This is a genomic window from Bradyrhizobium sp. T-12 (genome assembly GCF_058314695.1).
Map to the genome: position 1 here is coordinate 3,919,101 of NZ_CM177756.1, position 17,119 is coordinate 3,936,219.

Sequence of the window (17,119 nt, forward strand, 5' to 3'; positions counted from 1 at the left end):
CCTAGGTCCAAGGGGCCTGGCGCGATCAGTACTTCGCCATCACGGGACCGCCGAACTTGTAGCTGATGCCGACCGTGACGGTCTGGTACTGGCTGGCGACGCTGTAGGGAACATTGCCGTTGGGCGTGACCAGCGGCGCGCCGCCGCGGCGGTAGCGCTCGAAATCGTAATAGCGATACTCGACCTTGCCGAGCCAGTTCGGAGCGAACGCGTATTCCACGCCCGCACCCGCCGTCCAGCCGCTGGTGTTCGAGGAGAAGGCGTCGACGCCGACCCCGAGATTCGTGTTCACGTGGCGCTGCTCGCCATAGGCCCAGCCGCCCGTTGCAAAGAGCAGCCATTTGTCGAACGCAATACCGGCACGGCCGCGAAGGGTGCCGACCCAGCGCAGCGTCGTCTCGTCCCGGGTGCCGCCCACGAAATTGCCGTCACCCTTGATGTCGGCCCAGGCCAGATCGCCTTCGACGCCGAGCACGAAATTCCTGATCTGCCAGTTGTAGCCGGCGAGGCCGCCGGCGATGGCGCCGCTCGAGCTGTAGCTGTTCGCAAAACCGGTGTCATTGAGCCGATCGTGATCGCCCCAACCATATCCGCCGAAGCCGCCGATGTAGAAGCCAGTCCAGTTGTAGACCGCCACCGGCGGCGCGATCAGCGCGGCCTTGACTGCCATGTCGGCTGCCGTCGCAATGCCCGGCGCGGCGACGAGAAGAGACATCATTCCTGCGAAAGCCAAAGCCTTTTTCATCGGTATTGCTCCAGAAAAAGTTGCAACAAATCGAAATGGTCTATTGCCGAATTTATACGTCGCGCCGGTCACGCCGCGAGGCTGAATTGGCCCCGCCCGTCGCTTCCCGTGCGCTATTCGGGAAAAAGTGACATTTGGACCACGCAAGGGTCTGCGATGCTGACGTTTCTCGCCAAGCAAAAAAGAGCCCCGGACGAAGCCGGGGCTCTCAGAGTTGGCAGTGCTTTTTTGATCGTTGGTCGCGTTGCGTCGACGTGCTCAGTAACGGGCGATGGTCGGGGCGTCGAACTTGTAGCTCGCACGCACCACGGCCCATTGGATGTCGCGCGGCTTGGTGTCGAAGGTGTAGTTACCCGAGGTGCCGCCGAGCTGATAGGTCTGGCTGCCGAAGGCAGCGTAGTTGTATTCGAGGCCCACGATCCAGTTGCGGGTGATGCCATATTCCCAGCCGGCGCCGACGGTCCAGCCGTTGTGCCAATGAGTCTGGCCGCCCGAGCCCGTGGACGGGTTCGCAACGTTGTCGACCACCGAGAGACGGTTGTTCACGCCGGCATAGCCGCCCTTGATGTAGAACAGGTTGTTCTGCACAGCGAAGCCCGCACGGCCGACGATCGTCGCGAGCACGTTGGCACGCCAGCTGAACTGGTCGTCGAGGCCTGCGCCGAACACGGTGTTCGTGAACGAGCCCTTGTTGTCGAGGCCGGAGATCGTGCCTTCCATGCCGAACACGTAGTTGTTGGCCTGCCAGTTGTAGCCGATCTGGGCGCCGCCCATGATGCCCGATTTGCGTTGGCGGAAGCCATCGCCTACCGAAAGATCACCGAACGGCGCGCCGGTCCCGTTGTTGATGAATTGCTCGTTGGTCCATGCGCCGCCAATGTGGCCGCCGACATAGAAGCCGGTCCAGTTGAACAGCGGCTCGGCGTAAGCGGGCGCCTTGGTGTAGCGCGCGCCGAGATCGGCGGCGGAGGCCGCGCCCGTCGAAACCAGAGCGGTCGTGCAGGCGAAGGCGGCAATCAATTTGTTACGCATGGTAGACCCCGTGTCCTTTGATGGGTGCACGGTCACAGACGGGTGTTACTAAAATTGGAATCAACAGAGTTAACGCGCCGCGTGGGCACGCGCGGCTCCGCAAATCCGCTTGCGCTGTTGCACACCCGCAACGCTCTACGCGCGATTTAACGCGACATTATCCCTACCGATGTCCTGCGCTACGATGCCGGCGCGGCCTTCGAGTGCACGTGCTCGGGCCGCACGCCGAGCGCAATCAGGCGCGCCGGAATGCCTTGGAGCCAGGGCAGCGCGGTGACGAGGCGCACGATCAGCGGCACCTTCAGCGGGCGGTCGCCGCCCTGCAGGGCGCCGCTGATGATGTTGTTCTGCACCACCACCTGCATGCGTTGCGTCATCTTCACCGGGAACTCGCGGCGACGCCTGACCGCATCGAGCTCACTCTCGGAGGGGCAGCCGTGCTGCAGCTTGTCCGCCAAGAGATTGGCGGTCGCGACCGCGTCCTGCACGGCGAGATTGACGCCGACGCCGCCGACCGGCGACATCGCATGCGCGGCATCGCCGATGCAAAGCAGGCCCGGCTGCGTCCAGCGCGGCAGGCGGTTGATCGCGACGGTCAGCAGCTTGACGTCGTCAAAGCTCTTCACGTCGGCAATGCCGGATTTGAGGATCGGTGCCATGCGCACGACGTCGTCGAGCAGCGTCTGCAGCCCCCTCGCCTTCACCGCCTCTTGCTGTCCCTTGGCGATGACATAGGCGCATTGCCAATAGTCGCCGCGATCGAAGGTGATCATCATCTTGCCGGGCTCGACGCGCGCGAACACGTTCTCCGTCTCGTCGGCCCTGCGGCCGGCACGAAACCACAGCACGTCCATCGGCGCACCGATCTCCTCGACGGCAAGGCCCGCGCGCTCGCGCACGGTCGAATGCCGGCCGTCGCAGGCGATGGTGAGATCGGCTTCGATGTCGATGATTCCGTCAGGCGTTTTCGCCCGCACGCCGGCGATCGTCTCGCCGCGGCGGATAAGATCGACCGCCTCGGTGCTCATCATCACCTCGAGCGAGGCAAAGCGGCGGCCCGCCTCGCGCAGGAAGTTCAAAAAGTCCCATTGCGGCATGAAGGCGATGAACGGGTATTTGGTGTGAAGCCGGGAAAGATCGGCGATGCGCACCGGCGTGCCGCCGAACAGGCCATCCATCTTCTGCAGTCGCTGATGCGGCAGCTTCAGGAAGCCGTCGATCAGGCCGAGCTCGTCCATCACCTGGAGCGTCGAGGGATGCACGGTGTCGCCGCGGAAGTCACGGAAGAAATCCGCATGTTTCTCCAGCACCACGACCTCGATGCCGGCCCTCCCCAGGAGGTAGCCGAGCATCATGCCGGCAGGTCCCCCGCCGACGACGCAGCAGCGGACCTTTTTCGTCCGGTTCGATGGCTGGTCGGATGTCATTGCAGCCGCGATCCGCGCGTAACGAGCAAGATGTCGCAGTCAATGTAGCGCCGATTCAGGGCTTTGGCGCCTGAATCTGGATGCGGAACGCGACCTCCAATGCCGGCCGGCAGCTTGGATCAGGCTTGCGCGTCAGCCGCCGGGAATAGATCGACCTGGCGGTTGTTGTTACAAGGGAACACGACCCAAAAGGGCATCGCGAGGAAACGTCCAACGTGGCATGGTTGCTTGCAGGCGTGGCAGCCTGGCTGGCCGTCAACGTCGCGCTCGTCTATCTGCGCTCGCGGCGAGCCCGTGAGGCCGAAGAGAGCGAGCCGCGGGCCTAGCTTCTTGCGTGCCGCGCGGGTTTCAGACGCTCGCGTCAAAACGGCTGCCCGCCCTTGATGCGCCGAGAAAGGCCCGCGCGACGCAGGCCCACGATGGTGCAGAGAGATTACTTCTGATCCTCGTTGCTAGTCCCGGTGCCCGGACTACCGATCGGCAACCCGTTGGGCGCATGACCGACACCGGCGTTCCGTTCGGCTTGCGCTGCCGTCGGTGTCTTACCGTTCGCGGTCGGCGGCTGGACGTTCGGATTGTTCAGGCTGTTGTTGCTGTTGACGTTGGCCCCAGTGGTGGTGCTGTGCGTTCCCATGCCCGAGGGAGCCGACGGTCCCGAATTGGCGCTGCTGGAGGACGTGCCCATTCCGGCGCCCGAGCTCGCCGCAGATCCCGCGCCTCCAGTCCCCGTCCCGGCAGCAGCCCCTGCACTGGCGCCGCCACCCGCACCACCGCCGCCTGCCCCTCCTCCGCCGCCACCGCCGCCTCCTTGGGCAAAGGCCGCCGTCGAAAGTGCTGCACAAGCAATCGTCACGAGGATGGATTTGCGGATCATGGATGGTCTCCCTGGTTTCGCAGACAATCCAGGGACCTAAGAGTTGTTCCTGGGCCGAACGTCTTCGACCTCAGTCGCTGAGCGCCGAAGACCTCAGCTCTCGTCGCTCTGCCAGAAGCTCAGTGACGGTTGGACGAGGACAGCAAACGCGGCAAGAGCGAGGATGGCGATGGCGACGAATGCAATTGCGAACTCTTCCATGAAGTCTCCCGGCGCCACAGCCCTCTTCCGGCATGCATGCCAGACCGTTGCGGCGGCATGGTGGCTCCAAGGTGGATCTAACATGCCTCTTGAGACGAGTTCCTCGTTACTCCAGCTCGCTCAGGCACAGTCAGATCGCTCTCTTCAGCACATAAGCCTCGTCAGGACATAAGCCTCGCGATGACGATCACCGCTCTCGCGACTTGCGAGAGCGGTCCGGAACATACTCCAAAGTCAGACGGCTTTCTCCTTCAGCTCGAAATCCATCTGCCAGGTCGACTGTCCGGGCTGCTTTCGAAATATCCAAATGGTAAGCGTGGAACCGGCTGGAATCACGATGCTGTCGCCTTCATGCATCGTGAATTGCCGAATATTGTTCTCGGTTGCCCAGATTGAATGAGAGTAAACGTCCTTGTCGCTGGCCTTGGTGCAGCTCAGGACTCCCCCACCGATTACTGCGCGGGTGACAGTCTGGCTAATCGACGAGTCCATGTGAATGGTAGTCATCTCGGCATCTCCAAAAATATGAATAAAACGCCAGATGCTCCCTCAGGTTGTGCCGCTCTGTCAACAACTCGCTCTCGAATGTCGACTATGGTTTCAGGCGCAGGACGCAATCAACATTCGCCGCGACGCATTCGACAAAGATCAATCATCAATTGCTACCCCGGTTCGCGCTCCGAAAGCTCTTGATCTCCGACACGCTCCCGTCGCGATAGGTCAGCTCCACCGAGACGGACTGCGTCGCTGGGGCGAGCTTCATGTAGAGCGGCATGCCGGCGGTGATGGCGCTGGGATCGCGCATGTCGCAGGGCGGCATCTTGAGCACCTGGTTGGGCACGGCGGTGTCGATGCCGATGCGCACCTCGCGGATGGCGCAGCGGTAGGACACGAGGTGGGTGTAGTAGACCAGGAGCCCGTTGAACTCGCGGAACGACAGCCAGCTCGTCGACGTCATGTCGAGGATCTTGCGCTGGTCGCGGATCAGCGCGGCCTCGGGATCGAAGCGGATCGGGAACGGTCCCTGCATGTCGCCGGACTGGTCGACATAGCGGACCTCGATGGTGCCGGCCTGCGCATCCGGCGGCAGCTCGATCGACGGGTTCGGCATGCGCTTGCGCGTGCGCGGATCGAGCGTGTCGATGAATCCGGTCTCGCGGAAATCGCCCTTGCCGGCCATGCGCCAGGAAATGCCGAGCGTCGGGTCGGCGAAGGAGAACACCACGCTCCAGCCGCCATTGTGCCGCGAGAAGCTCGCGATCGGCGCATTCAGCGTCTCCTCCTTCGGCAGCTGCGGCACCGAAACCGGCGGCAGCGCGGCGAGCTTCTGCGGCGGCGGGTCGGCCGGACGCGCAGCGGCATCCTTCGCCATGCCGCTCAGGAAGACGTCGTCGACCATCTGGTCGAAATAGACCGGCACCTGCCTGTGCTTGACGGTGTCGGCCATCTCGCTGACGGCGCGGCGGGTGCGCTGCGCCACCTGCACGAGGTTCTCGCCGGGCTGCAGCAGCTCCCTGGCGAAGGTGCGCGTGAACACCGAATTGGGATTGGTGTCGTCGTTGGAGAGACGATCGAGCGCGGTCTGGCGGGGACCTGCCGAGAACACCGAGAACACGCCTTCAGGCAGCTGCGTCATCGGCGCGAGGCCGCCGGCACCGGCGACCGCGCGGGTGCCCTTGCGCTCGAATGGATTGTTGCGGCAGGCGTCGAACACCAGGATCGAAGTCCGCGCCTTCTTGTTCTGCAGACGCTCGACGATGCGGTCGGCGAGGATCGAGGCGTCGCGCACCAGCTCTTCCTGGCCTTCCATCGCCGCCGGCACGTCGGTCGGCAGCAGATAGTTCTGGCCCGCGATCTCGAAGCCGTGGCCGGCGTAGAAGAAGAACGCGGTATCGCCGGGCTCGATCGCCTTGTCGAAGGCGAGCAGCGTCTCGGAGAATTGCTGCCGGTTCTGGTTCTCGGCGACCATCACCGAGAAGCCGAGTTGCTTGAGCGTATCGCCCATCGTGCGGGCGTCGTTGACCGCCTTGAGCAGCTTCGGCACGTTCCTGTAGTCGTTGTTGCCGACGACCAGCGCAATGCGCTTCTCGGCATGAGCGGGAAGCGCAAAGCCGCTGAGCCCCGCCGCAAGGCCAAGGGCCGCCAGAATTCGCAAAAGCCGACGCGTCATCGCAAGTTTCCCGTTGCAGATCGGCGCAGAGGCCGCTTCCTTCGAACAGCAGTTCATTGGACCCCCTGCCGCTGTGTGATAGTCGGCCCAGACGTAACGACGGTTCAAGGGACGCCGCGCTCCGGTTCCCCGATCTCGCTATGGCAGATTCCCGCGGAATCTGCTCTTTCTAGGGCAATTGCGTGCAAGCGGGGGCTGCCGTGTATCGCTGGTGTACCGACGAGGTCGAGCCGAATGAGCGGTTCGACTATTGGCGCGAGGTGCGCTCCAAGGGATTGTTCGGCGTCACCGCCGAGCTCGCGCGCGAACAGCGCGCGGATTTCTTCGGCGAATTCTCGCTGCGCCAACTGGGCGGCGCCGGCCTCGTCGAGCTGAAGGCCTCCCCCTACACGGTCGAACGCAGCAGCTCCGACATCGCCCACGCGCCGGGCGACGCCATCTGCGTCTACCAGCAGCTCGGCGGTGGCGGATGGTTCGGCGGCCTGCGCGGAAGCGACTTTGCGATCGCCAACGGCCGCTTCGCGACCAGCCATACCGACCTGCCCTACCGCACCGCGCCGCTGGGCGCCGAGGGCTTCCACCTGCGGATCCTCAAGATCCCGCTCGGCGCCATCCCGGCCCAGGACAAGCGCATGCGCGAGCTTGCACCCCGCACGTTCGACGATCCCACCCTGGCGCCCCTGCTCGGGGCCTGCTTTGCCGAACTCGGCGAAGCCTCTACGGAGCAACGCGCGGACGATGCGACCTCCCTTGTCCAGGCGTTGGCCCATCTGGCGCTGATCGAGCGCGGCATCGTCAGACCCGGCAGCCGGCGCGGACAGGCCGCGCTGCGGACCGCCCGCCTCTCGCAGGCCCGGCGGCTGATCGCGCGCCATCTGCAAGATCCCAATCTCACGCCGATCATGGTGGCTGACCTGCTCGGCGTGTCCGTGCGCCACTTGCATATGCTGTTCGAGGCCGCGGAAAGGAGCTTCTCGCAGACCGTGACGGACGAACGGCTGAAACAAAGCCGCCGCCTGATGCGTGAGGCGCCCGAACGGCTGATCGCCGACATCGCGGCCTCCTGCGGCTTCGAGAGCCTTGCGACGTACTACCGAGTCTTCAACGCCGCCTACGGCATGGCTCCCGGAGATTTCCGGGCCCACGGCTCGGATCGGCGTTAGCCGCCCGGCCCGGGAGCTCGCTCGGTCGATGCGCGGGCCGGAAAACCCCAACCGCGCCCGTGATTTGGGCAAAAACCTCTGGTTTTTTAGGACCTTCCCGCGTCCGCTCCATTGACTTTGGCCGATTCCCGCCTATGTTCCGGGGCGACGCGGCTCAGATCGAAGAGCGATTCCTGAGCCTTGCGCTTTGTTCGCGTGAGTCAGCACCCCCAGCTTCTTTGAGAGCGCGCCGTTTCGGGGTGGAACGCGACAGCCTTATTACCCTCGATTCCGAACGGCGGTTTCGACCAGAGGCTCAATGTCCTTTACAGATCTCGGACTGTCCGAAAAAGTCCTCGCCGCAGTGGCGGCCACCGGTTACACCACCCCCACCCCCATCCAGGAACAGGCGATCCCCCACGTCCTCGCACGCAAGGACGTGCTCGGCATCGCCCAGACCGGCACCGGCAAGACCGCGGCCTTCGTGCTGCCGATGCTCACCATCCTGGAAAAGGGTCGCGCCCGGGCACGCATGCCGCGCACCCTGATCCTCGAGCCGACCCGCGAGCTCGCGGCCCAGGTCAAGGAAAACTTCGACCGCTACGGCGCCGGCCAGAAACTCAACGTCGCCCTCCTGATCGGCGGCGTCTCCTTCGGCGACCAGGATGCCAAGCTGACGCGCGGCGTCGACGTGCTGATCGCAACCCCCGGCCGACTGCTCGACCACACCGAGCGTGGCGGCCTCCTGCTCACCGGCGTCGAACTGCTCGTCATCGACGAAGCCGACCGTATGCTGGACATGGGCTTCATCCCCGACATCGAGCGCGTCTGCAAGCTCGTCCCGTTCACGCGCCAGACCCTGTTCTTCACCGCGACCATGCCGCCGGAAATCCGGCGCATCACCGAAGCCTTCCTGCACAATCCGCAGAAGGTGGAAGTCTCCAAGCCCGCCACCACCGCCGTCACCGTCACGCAGGTCCAGGTGCCTGCCGGGCGCGAGGCGCACGAGAAGCGCGAGCTGCTGCGCCGGCTGCTGCGAGAGGCCAAGGATCTCAAGAACGCGATCATCTTCTGCAATCGCAAGCGCGAAGTCGCGATCGTTCACAAGTCGCTCCAAAAGCATGGCTTCAGCGTCGGCGCCCTGCACGGCGACATGGACCAGTCGGCCCGCACGGCCGCACTCGAACAATTCCGCAAGGGTGAGCTGCCGCTCCTGGTCGCCTCCGACGTCGCCGCGCGCGGCCTCGACATTCCCGAGGTCAGCCACGTCTACAATTTCGACGTTCCCCATCACGCCGACGATTACGTCCACCGCATCGGCCGCACCGGCCGCGCCGGCCGCACCGGCACCGCGATCTCGATCGTCACGCCGCTCGACCAGAAGTCGATGGTGGCGATCGAAAAGCTGATCGGCCAGAGCATTCCGCGCGCCGAGGGCGATTACGAAATCCAGGCTGAATCCTCCGATGGGACCGAGCGTCCGCGCGAGTCGCGCGGCCGCGAGCGTTCACGCGGCGGACGCGGCAAGCCGCAGCGCGGCCGCGACCGTGAACGCAGCCACGAGCCGCGCGAGGCCCGCGGCGAGGCAAGGCACGCTTCTGAAACAAGGCCTTCAGCCGAAGCACGGCCCGCTGCCGATGCAAGGCCCGCACGCGAGGCAAGGCCGGCACGCGAGGCAAGGCAGCCGCGTGAAGCCAGGCCGTCATCCGAGCCGCGTCATGGCGCCCGCCCGCAGGCCAACAATTCGCATGTGCCGTCGATCGGCCGTCCCGAGCCGCGCCGCCAACGCGAGGCCGACAGCGAGCCTGGCGATCACTCGCATCTGCCGGCATTCCTGCTGCGGCCGGTCCGTTCTCCCGCGGGCGCCTGAAGCGCGCGAGCGCGCTCCAGGTTTCGGTTGCGAAAACAGGAAGTGCACGTTTTTAGACGTTTCGTGAACGTATATTTACGGGGTGTTCACGATCGTCCGTTAGCCTACGAACATAATTTAAGCATTGCTGCGGTCGTCGGCGCACCGACCGCTGTGGAGTATGTTCCGTGGTCAAGGTGCTCGACGAACACGAACGCACGATGGCGTTCGCCGAAGTAGCGCTCGGTCAGATCCGATCGCTTCGGCAGACGGCGATTCCCCGCAATTACGAGATCTGGTACGTCTACGCCACCGGCTACAATGCGCCGCTCAACAAGATAGTCAACGAGACGCTGGCGCGCAGCGGCAAGCTGACCGAAGCCGATCTCGAGCAGATCTACGAGACCTATCTCTCCCACATCAAGACCACCGACCGCATCGACAAGGTCGGCGCCCGCGTCATCGGCGAGATCGACGACGTGATGAGGGTCCTGAGCGACGCGCTCGGCATGACCAGCTCCTACGATGCCAGCCTGTCGGGCGCGGCCGCGAAACTGTCGTCGGCCAAGAGCCGCGACCAGATCAAGGCGATCGTCGAAACGCTGCTGCGCTCGACCAGCGAGATGCGCGAGACCAACAAGGCGCTGGAAGACCGCCTGACGCTGTCGAAGGACGAGATCAGCAATCTCCAGCAGAGCCTGGAGGCGATCCGCGCCGAGAGCCTGACCGATCCGCTCACCGGCCTCGGCAACCGCAAATATTTCGACCGCATGATCGGCATGGCGGTGCAGAGCGCGCTAGCCTCGGGCGAGCCGCTGTCGCTGCTGCTGTTCGACATCGATCACTTCAAGTCGTTCAACGATTCCTACGGTCATCTCACCGGCGACCAGGTGCTGCGGCTCGTCGGCCTGTCGCTGAAGCAGACCATCAAGGGCCAGGACATCACCGCGCGCTATGGCGGCGAGGAATTCGCGGTCGTGCTGCCCAACACTGCGCTGCGGCAGGCCCTCACGGTCGCCGACCACATCCGCCGCGCGGTGATGGCGAAGGAATTGAAGAAGAAGTCCACCGGCGAGATCCTCGGCCGCGTCACGATTTCGGTCGGCGTCTCCATGCTCAAGCCGGGCGACGACACCGACGCGCTGATCGAGCGCGCGGACGCCTGCCTCTACGCCGCCAAGCGCAACGGCCGCAACCGCGTGATCTGCGAAGCCGATCCGGAATACGCGGTCGAGAGCCATAGCCGGGTGGCGTGAGTTTCCGTCGACTGCCTTAGGATGGACAAAGCGGAGCGTGCCCACGGACTTTCGGCGGGCACGGCGCTATGCGCCTTTGCCCCGTCTACGCGCTGTCTTCTTGACCGTCTTCTTCGTCGTCTTCTTGGCCGCAGGCTTCTTTGGCTCGGTTTTCTTGCTGGCCCCCGTCTTCCCCTTCGGCCGCTTTTTCACCTTGGCGCGCTGGGCGGCGGCGAGTGCCGCCCTCGCCCATTGTGCCAATTCTGCGGAATCATCGAACAGGCGCGCCGGCAACTCCCAATAGGAGTTGACCACCACGGTCTTGGCGCGGGTCGAATATTGGAACGGCTTCGAGCCCTCGGCCTCGAAGTCCGGAATAGTCACCTCGTCGGCGCGGAAGAACAGGCCCCCGCGCAAAGCGAGCGCGAAGTTGACGCCGTCGACGGAGATGCCGTGGCCGGAGAACATTTTGCGGATGGTGACGGGGCCGAAATCGGAAAACAGGTCGATCAGGAATTCGCGGTCCATGCTCACGCTCTCTCGCGCCGCGGACGCAGCGCGCCGTGCAACGGTGCGCTGCTGAGCCGGGGCCCATGCCCTTTGCGACAGGAAGTATAGCGTGGGTCCCGGCTCTGCGCAGCAGCGCAAGAGCGCTGCAGCGCGTCCGGGACACGAGAGCGATGCGTTGGGCTGATTACCCGTCGATCTTGGCCGGCCGCAGCTCGACCGACTCGCCGCAGCCGCAGGCGGAGATCTGGTTGGGGTTGTTGAAGACGAACTGGGCCTGCATCTTGTCGGCCTTGTAGTCCATCTCGGTGCCGAGCAGGAACAGCACGGCCTTGGGGTCGACCAGGATCTTGACGCCCTTGTCCTCGACGACTTCGTCGGTCGGCCGGACGTCGTGGGCGTATTCGACCGTGTAGGACTGGCCGGCGCAGCCGCCGTTCTTCACACCGACGCGCAGGCCCACGATCTCGGAATCGGCGCGCTGGGTCAGCTCGGTGATCCGCTGGGCGGCAGCGTCCGTCAGCCGCATCACCTGCGGGCGCGGCCGCCGGGGCTTTGGAGTGGATGCTGGTGTTGCCTGGGTCATGTTATCTATGTGGTCCGTTGCGGAGCGAATTCAATGCGAGCTGTGACCGTCACCACATGTTGAGGACGAGGCGCGCCTCGTCGCTCATGCGCTCGGGCGACCACGGTGGCTCCCAGACCACCTTGACGTCGACCACGCCGACCCCGGGAACGCTGGCGACCGCGTTCTCGACCATGGTCGGCAGCTCGCCGGCGGCCGGGCAGTTCGGCGTCGTCAGCGTCATCTGGACGTCGACGGAGCGATCGTCCTTGATCTCGACCTTGTAGATCAGGCCGAGCTCGTAAATGTCGGCCGGAATTTCCGGATCGAACACGGTCTTGAGGCCCGCGATGATCTCGGTGGTCAGACGCTCGGTTTCCTCCGGCGGCAGCGCCGAATGGGTCTCCATTGGACTAGCTTTGATTTCGGCAGTGTCACTCATGCGAACAAATCCCGCGCCTTCAACAGCGCCTGTGCCAGATGATCGACTTCTTCCCGCGTATTATACATGCCGAACGAGGCCCGGCAGGTGGCCGTCACGTTGAACCGCTCTAAAAGCGGCATCACGCAATGGGTGCCGGCGCGCACGGCGATGCCCTGGCGATCGATCACGGTCGCGACATCGTGGGCATGTGCGCCCTTCAGCTCGAACGAGATCACCGGGCCCTTGCCCCGCGCCGTGCCGATCAGCCGCAGCGAGTTGATCTCGCGCAGGCGATCCTGAGCGTAAGTCGTGAGGTCGGCCTCGTGCGCGGCGATGCGCTCCTTGCCGATCGAATTGACGTAATCGATGGCCGCGCCAAGGCCGACGGCCTCGACGATCGCCGGCGTGCCCGCTTCGAATTTGTGCGGGGGATCGCCATAGGTGACGACATCGCGCGAGACCTCGCGGATCATCTCGCCGCCGCCGTTAAAGGGGCGCATCGCGACGAGGTGGTCATATTTGGCCCAGAGCACGCCGATTCCGGTCGGACCGTACACCTTGTGACCTGTGAACACGTAGAAGTCGCAGCCGAGGTCCTGGACGTCGACCGGCAGATGCACCGCGCCCTGGCTGCCGTCGACCAGCACGGGAATGCCGCGGGCGTGCGCGATCTTCACCACGTCCTTGACCGGCACGATGGTGCCGAGCGCGTTCGACATCTGCGTGATCGCGACCAGCTTGGTCTTCGATGTCAGCAGCTTCTCGAACTCGTCGATCAGGAAGTTACCTTCGTCGTCGACCGGTGCCCATTTGATCACCGCGCCCTGACGTTCCCTCAGGAAATGCCAGGGCACGATGTTGGAGTGGTGCTCCATGATCGAGATGACGATCTCGTCGCCCTCACCGATGTTCGGCGCGCCCCAGGACGACGCGACCAGGTTGATCGCCTCGGTCGCGTTGCGGGTGAAGATCACTTCCTCGGTTCGGGCAGCGTTGATGAACTGCGCGACCTTGGTGCGACCGCCCTCATAGGCTTCGGTCGCCGCGTTGGCGAGGTAATGCAGGCCGCGATGCACGTTGGCGTATTCGCTGGTGTAGGCCTGCGTCATGCGATCGAGCACGGCGCTCGGCTTCTGCGCCGAGGCGGCGTTGTCGAGATAGACGAGGTTCTTGCCGTAGACCTGCATGGCGAGCGCCGGAAAGTCCTGGCGCACGCGTGCGACGTCATAAGTTCCGTTCTTGACCGCGGGATGGGTGCTCATTGGCGGCGCTCCAGCCAGCGCTCGGCAACGCCGATCACGTGCTCGCGCAGATCGTCGGCGGCGATCTGCTCGATCGCCTCACCGACGAAAGCCTGGATCAGCAGGGCCTGGGCCTGCTTCTCCGGCAGGCCGCGCGCCTTCAGGTAGAACAAGAGGCTGTCGTCGAGCGCGCCGGCGGTGGCACCGTGGCCGCAGGAGACGTCGTCGGCGAAGATTTCCAGCTCGGGCTTGTTGTCCGCCTCGGCTTCGTCCGAGAGCAGCAGCGCGCGAGTCATCATCTTGCCGTCGGTCTTCTGCGCGTCGGGACGGACAATGATGCGGCCCTGGAACACCGAATGGCCGCGGTCGTCGATCACGGCGCGGAAGACCTCACGGCTGACGCAATTCGGCACGGCGTGGTCGACCACCAGCGTGGTATCGCCATGCTCGGTCTTCTTCAGCAGGTTGACGCCGTTGGCCGAGAGCTCACTGCCTTCGCCCGCCAGCGTGATGAAGCCCTGCAGACGGCTCACCGCGGCGCCGGTGGTCATGTTGAAGAAACTGAATTTTACGTTGGCACCGATGGTGACGAAGTGCGAGGTCACGTTCACCGCGTCAGGCGCATCGTCCATCAGGCGGATGTGCGCGACGTCGGAATCGTCGCCGACCGAGACGAGGACGGCGTCGTTGACCTGGTAAGCCTTGGCATCCGCCGTAACAAAGGTCTCGACGATGGTGGCGCGAGCGCCCTTCCCGACCGCGACCTGCGAGCGGGTGAACGCCGAGGCCGACGAAGCGGTCGCGATGTGAATGATCTGAATCGGCGCGGACAGTCTTGCGCCGTCGGCGATCTCCAACACGACGCCGTCGGTCGCCATCGCCGCGTTCAGCGCGATCATGGCGTCGGTGGACGCGGTCTTCAGCAGACCCGCGTCCTTCTCCAGCGCCTCACGCAGGGTCCTGAAGCCGGCCTCGGCGACGAGCGCCTTCACGTCGGACAGATCGGCCGCGAACACGCCGTCGACCAGCACCAGCTTGCGGGCGCCGGCGATCGCATGCGCCTTCACCGCGTCCGCAGCGCGCTTGAACGCGGCCGCATCGGGCGCGGCTGCCAGCGGCAGCACCTCGCCGACCAAGGCGCGCAAATCGGTGTATTTCCATTCCTCGATCCGGCGGTGCGGCAGGCCGAGACGCTCATAGGTCTCGAATGCCTCGCGGCGCACGGCAGTGATCGCGGGCGCCCCCGGCAGTCGGCCTTCGGCGCTGGTGAAGAGATCGCTCACCGCGCGGCCCTTTCCGGTCTTTGCCACAGCAACGTTCATCGCAAAATTCCTTACGCGGCATCCTCGAACTGGGCGTAGCCGGACGCTTCCAGCTCCAGCGCCAGTTCCTTGCCGCCGCTCTTCACGACACGGCCCTTCGACATCACGTGCACGACGTCGGGCACGATGTAGTTGAGCAGCCGCTGATAGTGGGTGATGACGACCATCGACCGCTTGGGCGAACGCAGCGCGTTGACGCCGTCGGCGGCGATGCGCAGCGCGTCGATGTCGAGACCGGAATCCATCTCGTCGAGGATGCACAGGCTCGGCTCGAACAGCGCCATCTGCAGCACCTCGTTGCGCTTCTTCTCGCCGCCGGAGAAGCCGACATTGACGCCGCGCTTGAGCATGTCCTGCGGGATGTTCAGCGACTTCGAGACCTCGCGGACCTTCTTGAGGAAGTCCGGGGTCGAGTATTCATCCTCGCCACGCGCCTTGCGCTGGGCGTTCAGCGCCGTGCGCAGGAAGTTCATGGTGGCGACGCCGGGAATCTCGACCGGGTACTGAAACGCCAGGAACACGCCCTTGGCGGCGCGCTCGTCCGGCGACATCTCCAGGAGGTCCTCGCCCTTGAACAGGATCTGGCCGTCGGTGACCTCATAGCCGGGCTTGCCGGCGATGACATGGGAGAGCGTCGACTTGCCGGAGCCGTTCGGCCCCATGATGGCGTGGATCTCGCCTTCGTTCACGGTCAGCGTCAGCCCGTGGAGGATCTCTCGTTCCTCGACACGAACCTTGAGGTCTTTCACTTCAAGCAAAGCCATCTTGGTATCCAGTCTATTCAATTGATGTTGGAGCGCCGAAGCGCGCCGCGAGGGTCGGTGCTTAGCCGACCGACCCTTCAAGCGAGATCGAGATCAGCTTCTGCGCTTCCACCGCGAATTCCATCGGCAGTTGCTGCAGCACGTCCTTGACGAAGCCGTTGACGACGAGGCCGACCGCCTCTTCCTGCGAGAGACCGCGCTGGATGCAGTAGAACAGCACGTCCTCGGAGATCTTCGAGGTCGTCGCTTCGTGCTCGAAGGTCGCCGAGGAGTTCTTGGCCTCGATATACGGCACGGTGTGCGCGCCGCATTTGTCGCCGATCAGCAGCGAATCGCAGGCGGTGAAGTTGCGCGCGCCGGTGGCTTTCCGATGAGCTGTCACAAGACCACGATACGTGTTCTGCGACTTGCCCGCGGCGATACCCTTGGAGATGATCCGGCTCGACGTGTTCTTGCCGAGATGGATCATCTTGGTGCCCGAGTCGACCTGCTGGAAGCCGTTCGAGATCGCGATCGAGTAGAACTCGCCGCGCGAATTGTCGCCGCGGAGAATGCAGCTCGGATATTTCCAGGTGATCGCCGAACCCGTCTCGACCTGGGTCCAGGAGATCTTGGAATTGTTGCCGCGGCAGTCGCCACGCTTGGTGACGAAATTGTAGATGCCGCCCTTGCCTTCCGAATTGCCGGGATACCAGTTCTGTACCGTCGAATATTTGATCTCGGCATCGTCATGCGCGACGAGCTCGACCACGGCGGCGTGCAGCTGGTTCTCGTCGCGCTGCGGCGCGGTGCAGCCTTCGAGATAGGAGACGTAGGAGCCCTTGTCGGCGATGATCAGCGTGCGCTCGAACTGGCCGGTGTTGCGCTCGTTGATGCGGAAATAGGTCGACAGCTCCATCGGGCAACGCACGCCCGGCGGCACGTAGACGAACGAGCCGTCGGAGAACACCGCCGAGTTCAGCGTGGCATAGAAATTGTCCGATGTCGGAACCACCGATCCCAGATATTTCTGCACCAGCTCGGGATGCTCGCGGATCGCTTCCGAGATCGGCATGAAGATCACGCCGGCCTTCTTCAGCTCCGCCTTGAACGTGGTCGCAACCGAGACCGAATCGAAGACCGCATCGACCGCGATCTTGCGGCGCGCCGGATCTTCCTCGCCGGGCTTGGGCTCGACGCCCTCGAGCATGGCGACTTCCCGCAACGGGATGCCGAGCTTCTCGTAGGTCTTCAGGATCTCCGGATCGATCTCGTCGAGCGAGGTGACCGTCTTCTTCGGCTTCGGCGCGGCGTAATAATACAGGTCCTGGAAGTCGATCTTGGGATAGTCGACGCGCGCCCAGGTCGGCTCCTGCATGGTCAGCCAGCGCCGATAGGCCTCCAGCCGCCACTGAAGCATCCAGGCGGGCTCGTTCTTCTTCTCGGAGATGAACTTGACGGTCTCTTCCGACAGCCCCTTGGGGGCCTTGTCGGACTCGATCAGGGTTTCAAACCCATAACGATACTGGTCGACGTCGATGCGCTTCACGCGCTCGACCGTCTCTTGCACGGCTGGCATTCTATCCTCCGCTCGCGGTTTCAAGGACCGCGGTGGATCAAACTCGAACGAGTATTACGATGT

The 17,119-nt window shown here is 64.2% G+C and carries 16 protein-coding genes; 3 read left to right on the forward strand and 13 right to left on the reverse strand.

Features of this window, described 5'->3' with window-relative positions; translation table 11 throughout:
- Window positions 1-25 precede the first annotated feature (25 nt).
- The 6 genes from AC0WRY_RS18500 to AC0WRY_RS18525 form a co-directional block, all read right to left on the reverse strand.
- Window positions 26-745: an outer membrane protein gene (locus tag AC0WRY_RS18500; RefSeq protein ID WP_491120276.1), complete on the reverse strand. Its 720-nt coding sequence runs from the start codon at window positions 743-745 to the stop codon at window positions 26-28.
- Between the two features lie 258 nt (window positions 746-1,003).
- Complete coding sequence (locus AC0WRY_RS18505) at window positions 1,004-1,777, reverse strand: outer membrane protein (protein WP_194402247.1); 774 nt, start codon at window positions 1,775-1,777, stop codon at window positions 1,004-1,006.
- A gap of 179 nt (window positions 1,778-1,956) precedes the next feature.
- Window positions 1,957-3,204 carry an FAD-dependent oxidoreductase gene (locus tag AC0WRY_RS18510; RefSeq protein WP_491120278.1) on the reverse strand — a complete coding sequence of 416 codons (1,248 nt, stop codon included), beginning with the start codon at window positions 3,202-3,204 and terminating at the stop codon, window positions 1,957-1,959.
- A 433-nt stretch (window positions 3,205-3,637) separates the two neighbouring features.
- A complete protein-coding gene (locus AC0WRY_RS18515; RefSeq protein WP_194402249.1) occupies window positions 3,638-4,078 on the reverse strand; it encodes a hypothetical protein in 441 nt (146 codons plus the stop codon).
- Window positions 4,079-4,513: 435 nt separating this feature from the next.
- Window positions 4,514-4,786 carry a hypothetical protein gene (locus AC0WRY_RS18520; RefSeq protein WP_285806489.1) on the reverse strand — a complete coding sequence of 91 codons (273 nt, stop codon included), beginning with the start codon at window positions 4,784-4,786 and terminating at the stop codon, window positions 4,514-4,516.
- Between the two features lie 148 nt (window positions 4,787-4,934).
- A complete protein-coding gene (locus AC0WRY_RS18525) occupies window positions 4,935-6,449 on the reverse strand; it encodes a caspase family protein (RefSeq protein WP_491120280.1) in 1,515 nt (504 codons plus the stop codon).
- 200 nt (window positions 6,450-6,649) lie between these two features.
- Here AC0WRY_RS18525 and AC0WRY_RS18530 point away from each other — a divergent pair, with 200 nt between their 5' ends.
- From AC0WRY_RS18530 to AC0WRY_RS18540, 3 genes are all read left to right on the forward strand, one after another.
- A complete protein-coding gene (locus AC0WRY_RS18530) occupies window positions 6,650-7,612 on the forward strand; it encodes a helix-turn-helix domain-containing protein (protein WP_491120282.1) in 963 nt (320 codons plus the stop codon).
- Window positions 7,613-7,910: 298 nt separating this feature from the next.
- A complete protein-coding gene (locus tag AC0WRY_RS18535) occupies window positions 7,911-9,461 on the forward strand; it encodes a DEAD/DEAH box helicase (protein ID WP_491120284.1) in 1,551 nt (516 codons plus the stop codon).
- A gap of 167 nt (window positions 9,462-9,628) precedes the next feature.
- Complete coding sequence (locus tag AC0WRY_RS18540; RefSeq protein ID WP_491120286.1) at window positions 9,629-10,696, forward strand: GGDEF domain-containing protein; 1,068 nt, start codon at window positions 9,629-9,631, stop codon at window positions 10,694-10,696.
- Between the two features lie 66 nt (window positions 10,697-10,762).
- Here AC0WRY_RS18540 and AC0WRY_RS18545 read toward each other — a convergent pair whose 3' ends face one another.
- From AC0WRY_RS18545 to sufB, 7 genes are all read right to left on the reverse strand, one after another.
- Complete coding sequence (locus AC0WRY_RS18545; protein WP_491120288.1) at window positions 10,763-11,203, reverse strand: TfoX/Sxy family protein; 441 nt, start codon at window positions 11,201-11,203, stop codon at window positions 10,763-10,765.
- Between the two features lie 166 nt (window positions 11,204-11,369).
- On the reverse strand, window positions 11,370-11,768 hold the full coding sequence (locus AC0WRY_RS18550) for a HesB/IscA family protein (protein ID WP_018323036.1): 399 nt from the start codon (window positions 11,766-11,768) through the stop codon (window positions 11,370-11,372).
- Between the two features lie 49 nt (window positions 11,769-11,817).
- Window positions 11,818-12,189, reverse strand: coding sequence for an SUF system Fe-S cluster assembly protein (locus AC0WRY_RS18555; RefSeq protein ID WP_018323035.1), 372 nt, complete (start codon window positions 12,187-12,189; stop codon window positions 11,818-11,820).
- Window positions 12,186-13,433, reverse strand: a complete 1,248-nt coding sequence (locus tag AC0WRY_RS18560; RefSeq protein WP_491120291.1) for a cysteine desulfurase — start codon at window positions 13,431-13,433, stop codon at window positions 12,186-12,188. Before AC0WRY_RS18560 ends, AC0WRY_RS18555 begins: the two co-directional genes overlap by 4 nt.
- Complete coding sequence (sufD, locus tag AC0WRY_RS18565; protein WP_491120293.1) at window positions 13,430-14,734, reverse strand: Fe-S cluster assembly protein SufD; 1,305 nt, start codon at window positions 14,732-14,734, stop codon at window positions 13,430-13,432. Before sufD ends, AC0WRY_RS18560 begins: the two co-directional genes overlap by 4 nt.
- An 11-nt stretch (window positions 14,735-14,745) precedes the next feature.
- Window positions 14,746-15,498: a Fe-S cluster assembly ATPase SufC gene (sufC, locus tag AC0WRY_RS18570; RefSeq protein WP_194402257.1), complete on the reverse strand. Its 753-nt coding sequence runs from the start codon at window positions 15,496-15,498 to the stop codon at window positions 14,746-14,748.
- A 61-nt stretch (window positions 15,499-15,559) separates the two neighbouring features.
- Entirely contained in the window at window positions 15,560-17,056 is a 1,497-nt protein-coding gene (sufB, locus tag AC0WRY_RS18575; protein ID WP_194402258.1) for a Fe-S cluster assembly protein SufB, read from the reverse strand.
- Window positions 17,057-17,119: the final 63 nt, after the last annotated feature.

What these genes read in the sequence shown, in the direction of transcription:
- AC0WRY_RS18500 (WP_491120276.1), bottom strand. Translation starts at nt 745, where the DNA reads ATGAAAAAGGCTTTGGCTTTCGCAGGAATGATGTCTCTTCTCGTCGCC.
- AC0WRY_RS18505 (WP_194402247.1), bottom strand. Translation starts at nt 1,777, where the DNA reads ATGCGTAACAAATTGATTGCCGCCTTCGCCTGCACGACCGCTCTGGTT.
- AC0WRY_RS18510 (WP_491120278.1), bottom strand. Translation starts at nt 3,204, where the DNA reads ATGACATCCGACCAGCCATCGAACCGGACGAAAAAGGTCCGCTGCTGC.
- AC0WRY_RS18515 (WP_194402249.1), bottom strand. Translation starts at nt 4,078, where the DNA reads ATGATCCGCAAATCCATCCTCGTGACGATTGCTTGTGCAGCACTTTCG.
- AC0WRY_RS18520 (WP_285806489.1), bottom strand. Translation starts at nt 4,786, where the DNA reads ATGACTACCATTCACATGGACTCGTCGATTAGCCAGACTGTCACCCGC.
- AC0WRY_RS18525 (WP_491120280.1), bottom strand. Translation starts at nt 6,449, where the DNA reads ATGACGCGTCGGCTTTTGCGAATTCTGGCGGCCCTTGGCCTTGCGGCG.
- AC0WRY_RS18535 (WP_491120284.1), top strand. Translation starts at nt 7,911, where the DNA reads ATGTCCTTTACAGATCTCGGACTGTCCGAAAAAGTCCTCGCCGCAGTG.
- AC0WRY_RS18545 (WP_491120288.1), bottom strand. Translation starts at nt 11,203, where the DNA reads ATGGACCGCGAATTCCTGATCGACCTGTTTTCCGATTTCGGCCCCGTC.
- AC0WRY_RS18550 (WP_018323036.1), bottom strand. Translation starts at nt 11,768, where the DNA reads ATGACCCAGGCAACACCAGCATCCACTCCAAAGCCCCGGCGGCCGCGC.
- AC0WRY_RS18555 (WP_018323035.1), bottom strand. Translation starts at nt 12,189, where the DNA reads ATGAGTGACACTGCCGAAATCAAAGCTAGTCCAATGGAGACCCATTCG.
- AC0WRY_RS18560 (WP_491120291.1), bottom strand. Translation starts at nt 13,433, where the DNA reads ATGAGCACCCATCCCGCGGTCAAGAACGGAACTTATGACGTCGCACGC.
- sufD (WP_491120293.1), bottom strand. Translation starts at nt 14,734, where the DNA reads ATGAACGTTGCTGTGGCAAAGACCGGAAAGGGCCGCGCGGTGAGCGAT.
- sufC (WP_194402257.1), bottom strand. Translation starts at nt 15,498, where the DNA reads ATGGCTTTGCTTGAAGTGAAAGACCTCAAGGTTCGTGTCGAGGAACGA.
- sufB (WP_194402258.1), bottom strand. Translation starts at nt 17,056, where the DNA reads ATGCCAGCCGTGCAAGAGACGGTCGAGCGCGTGAAGCGCATCGACGTC.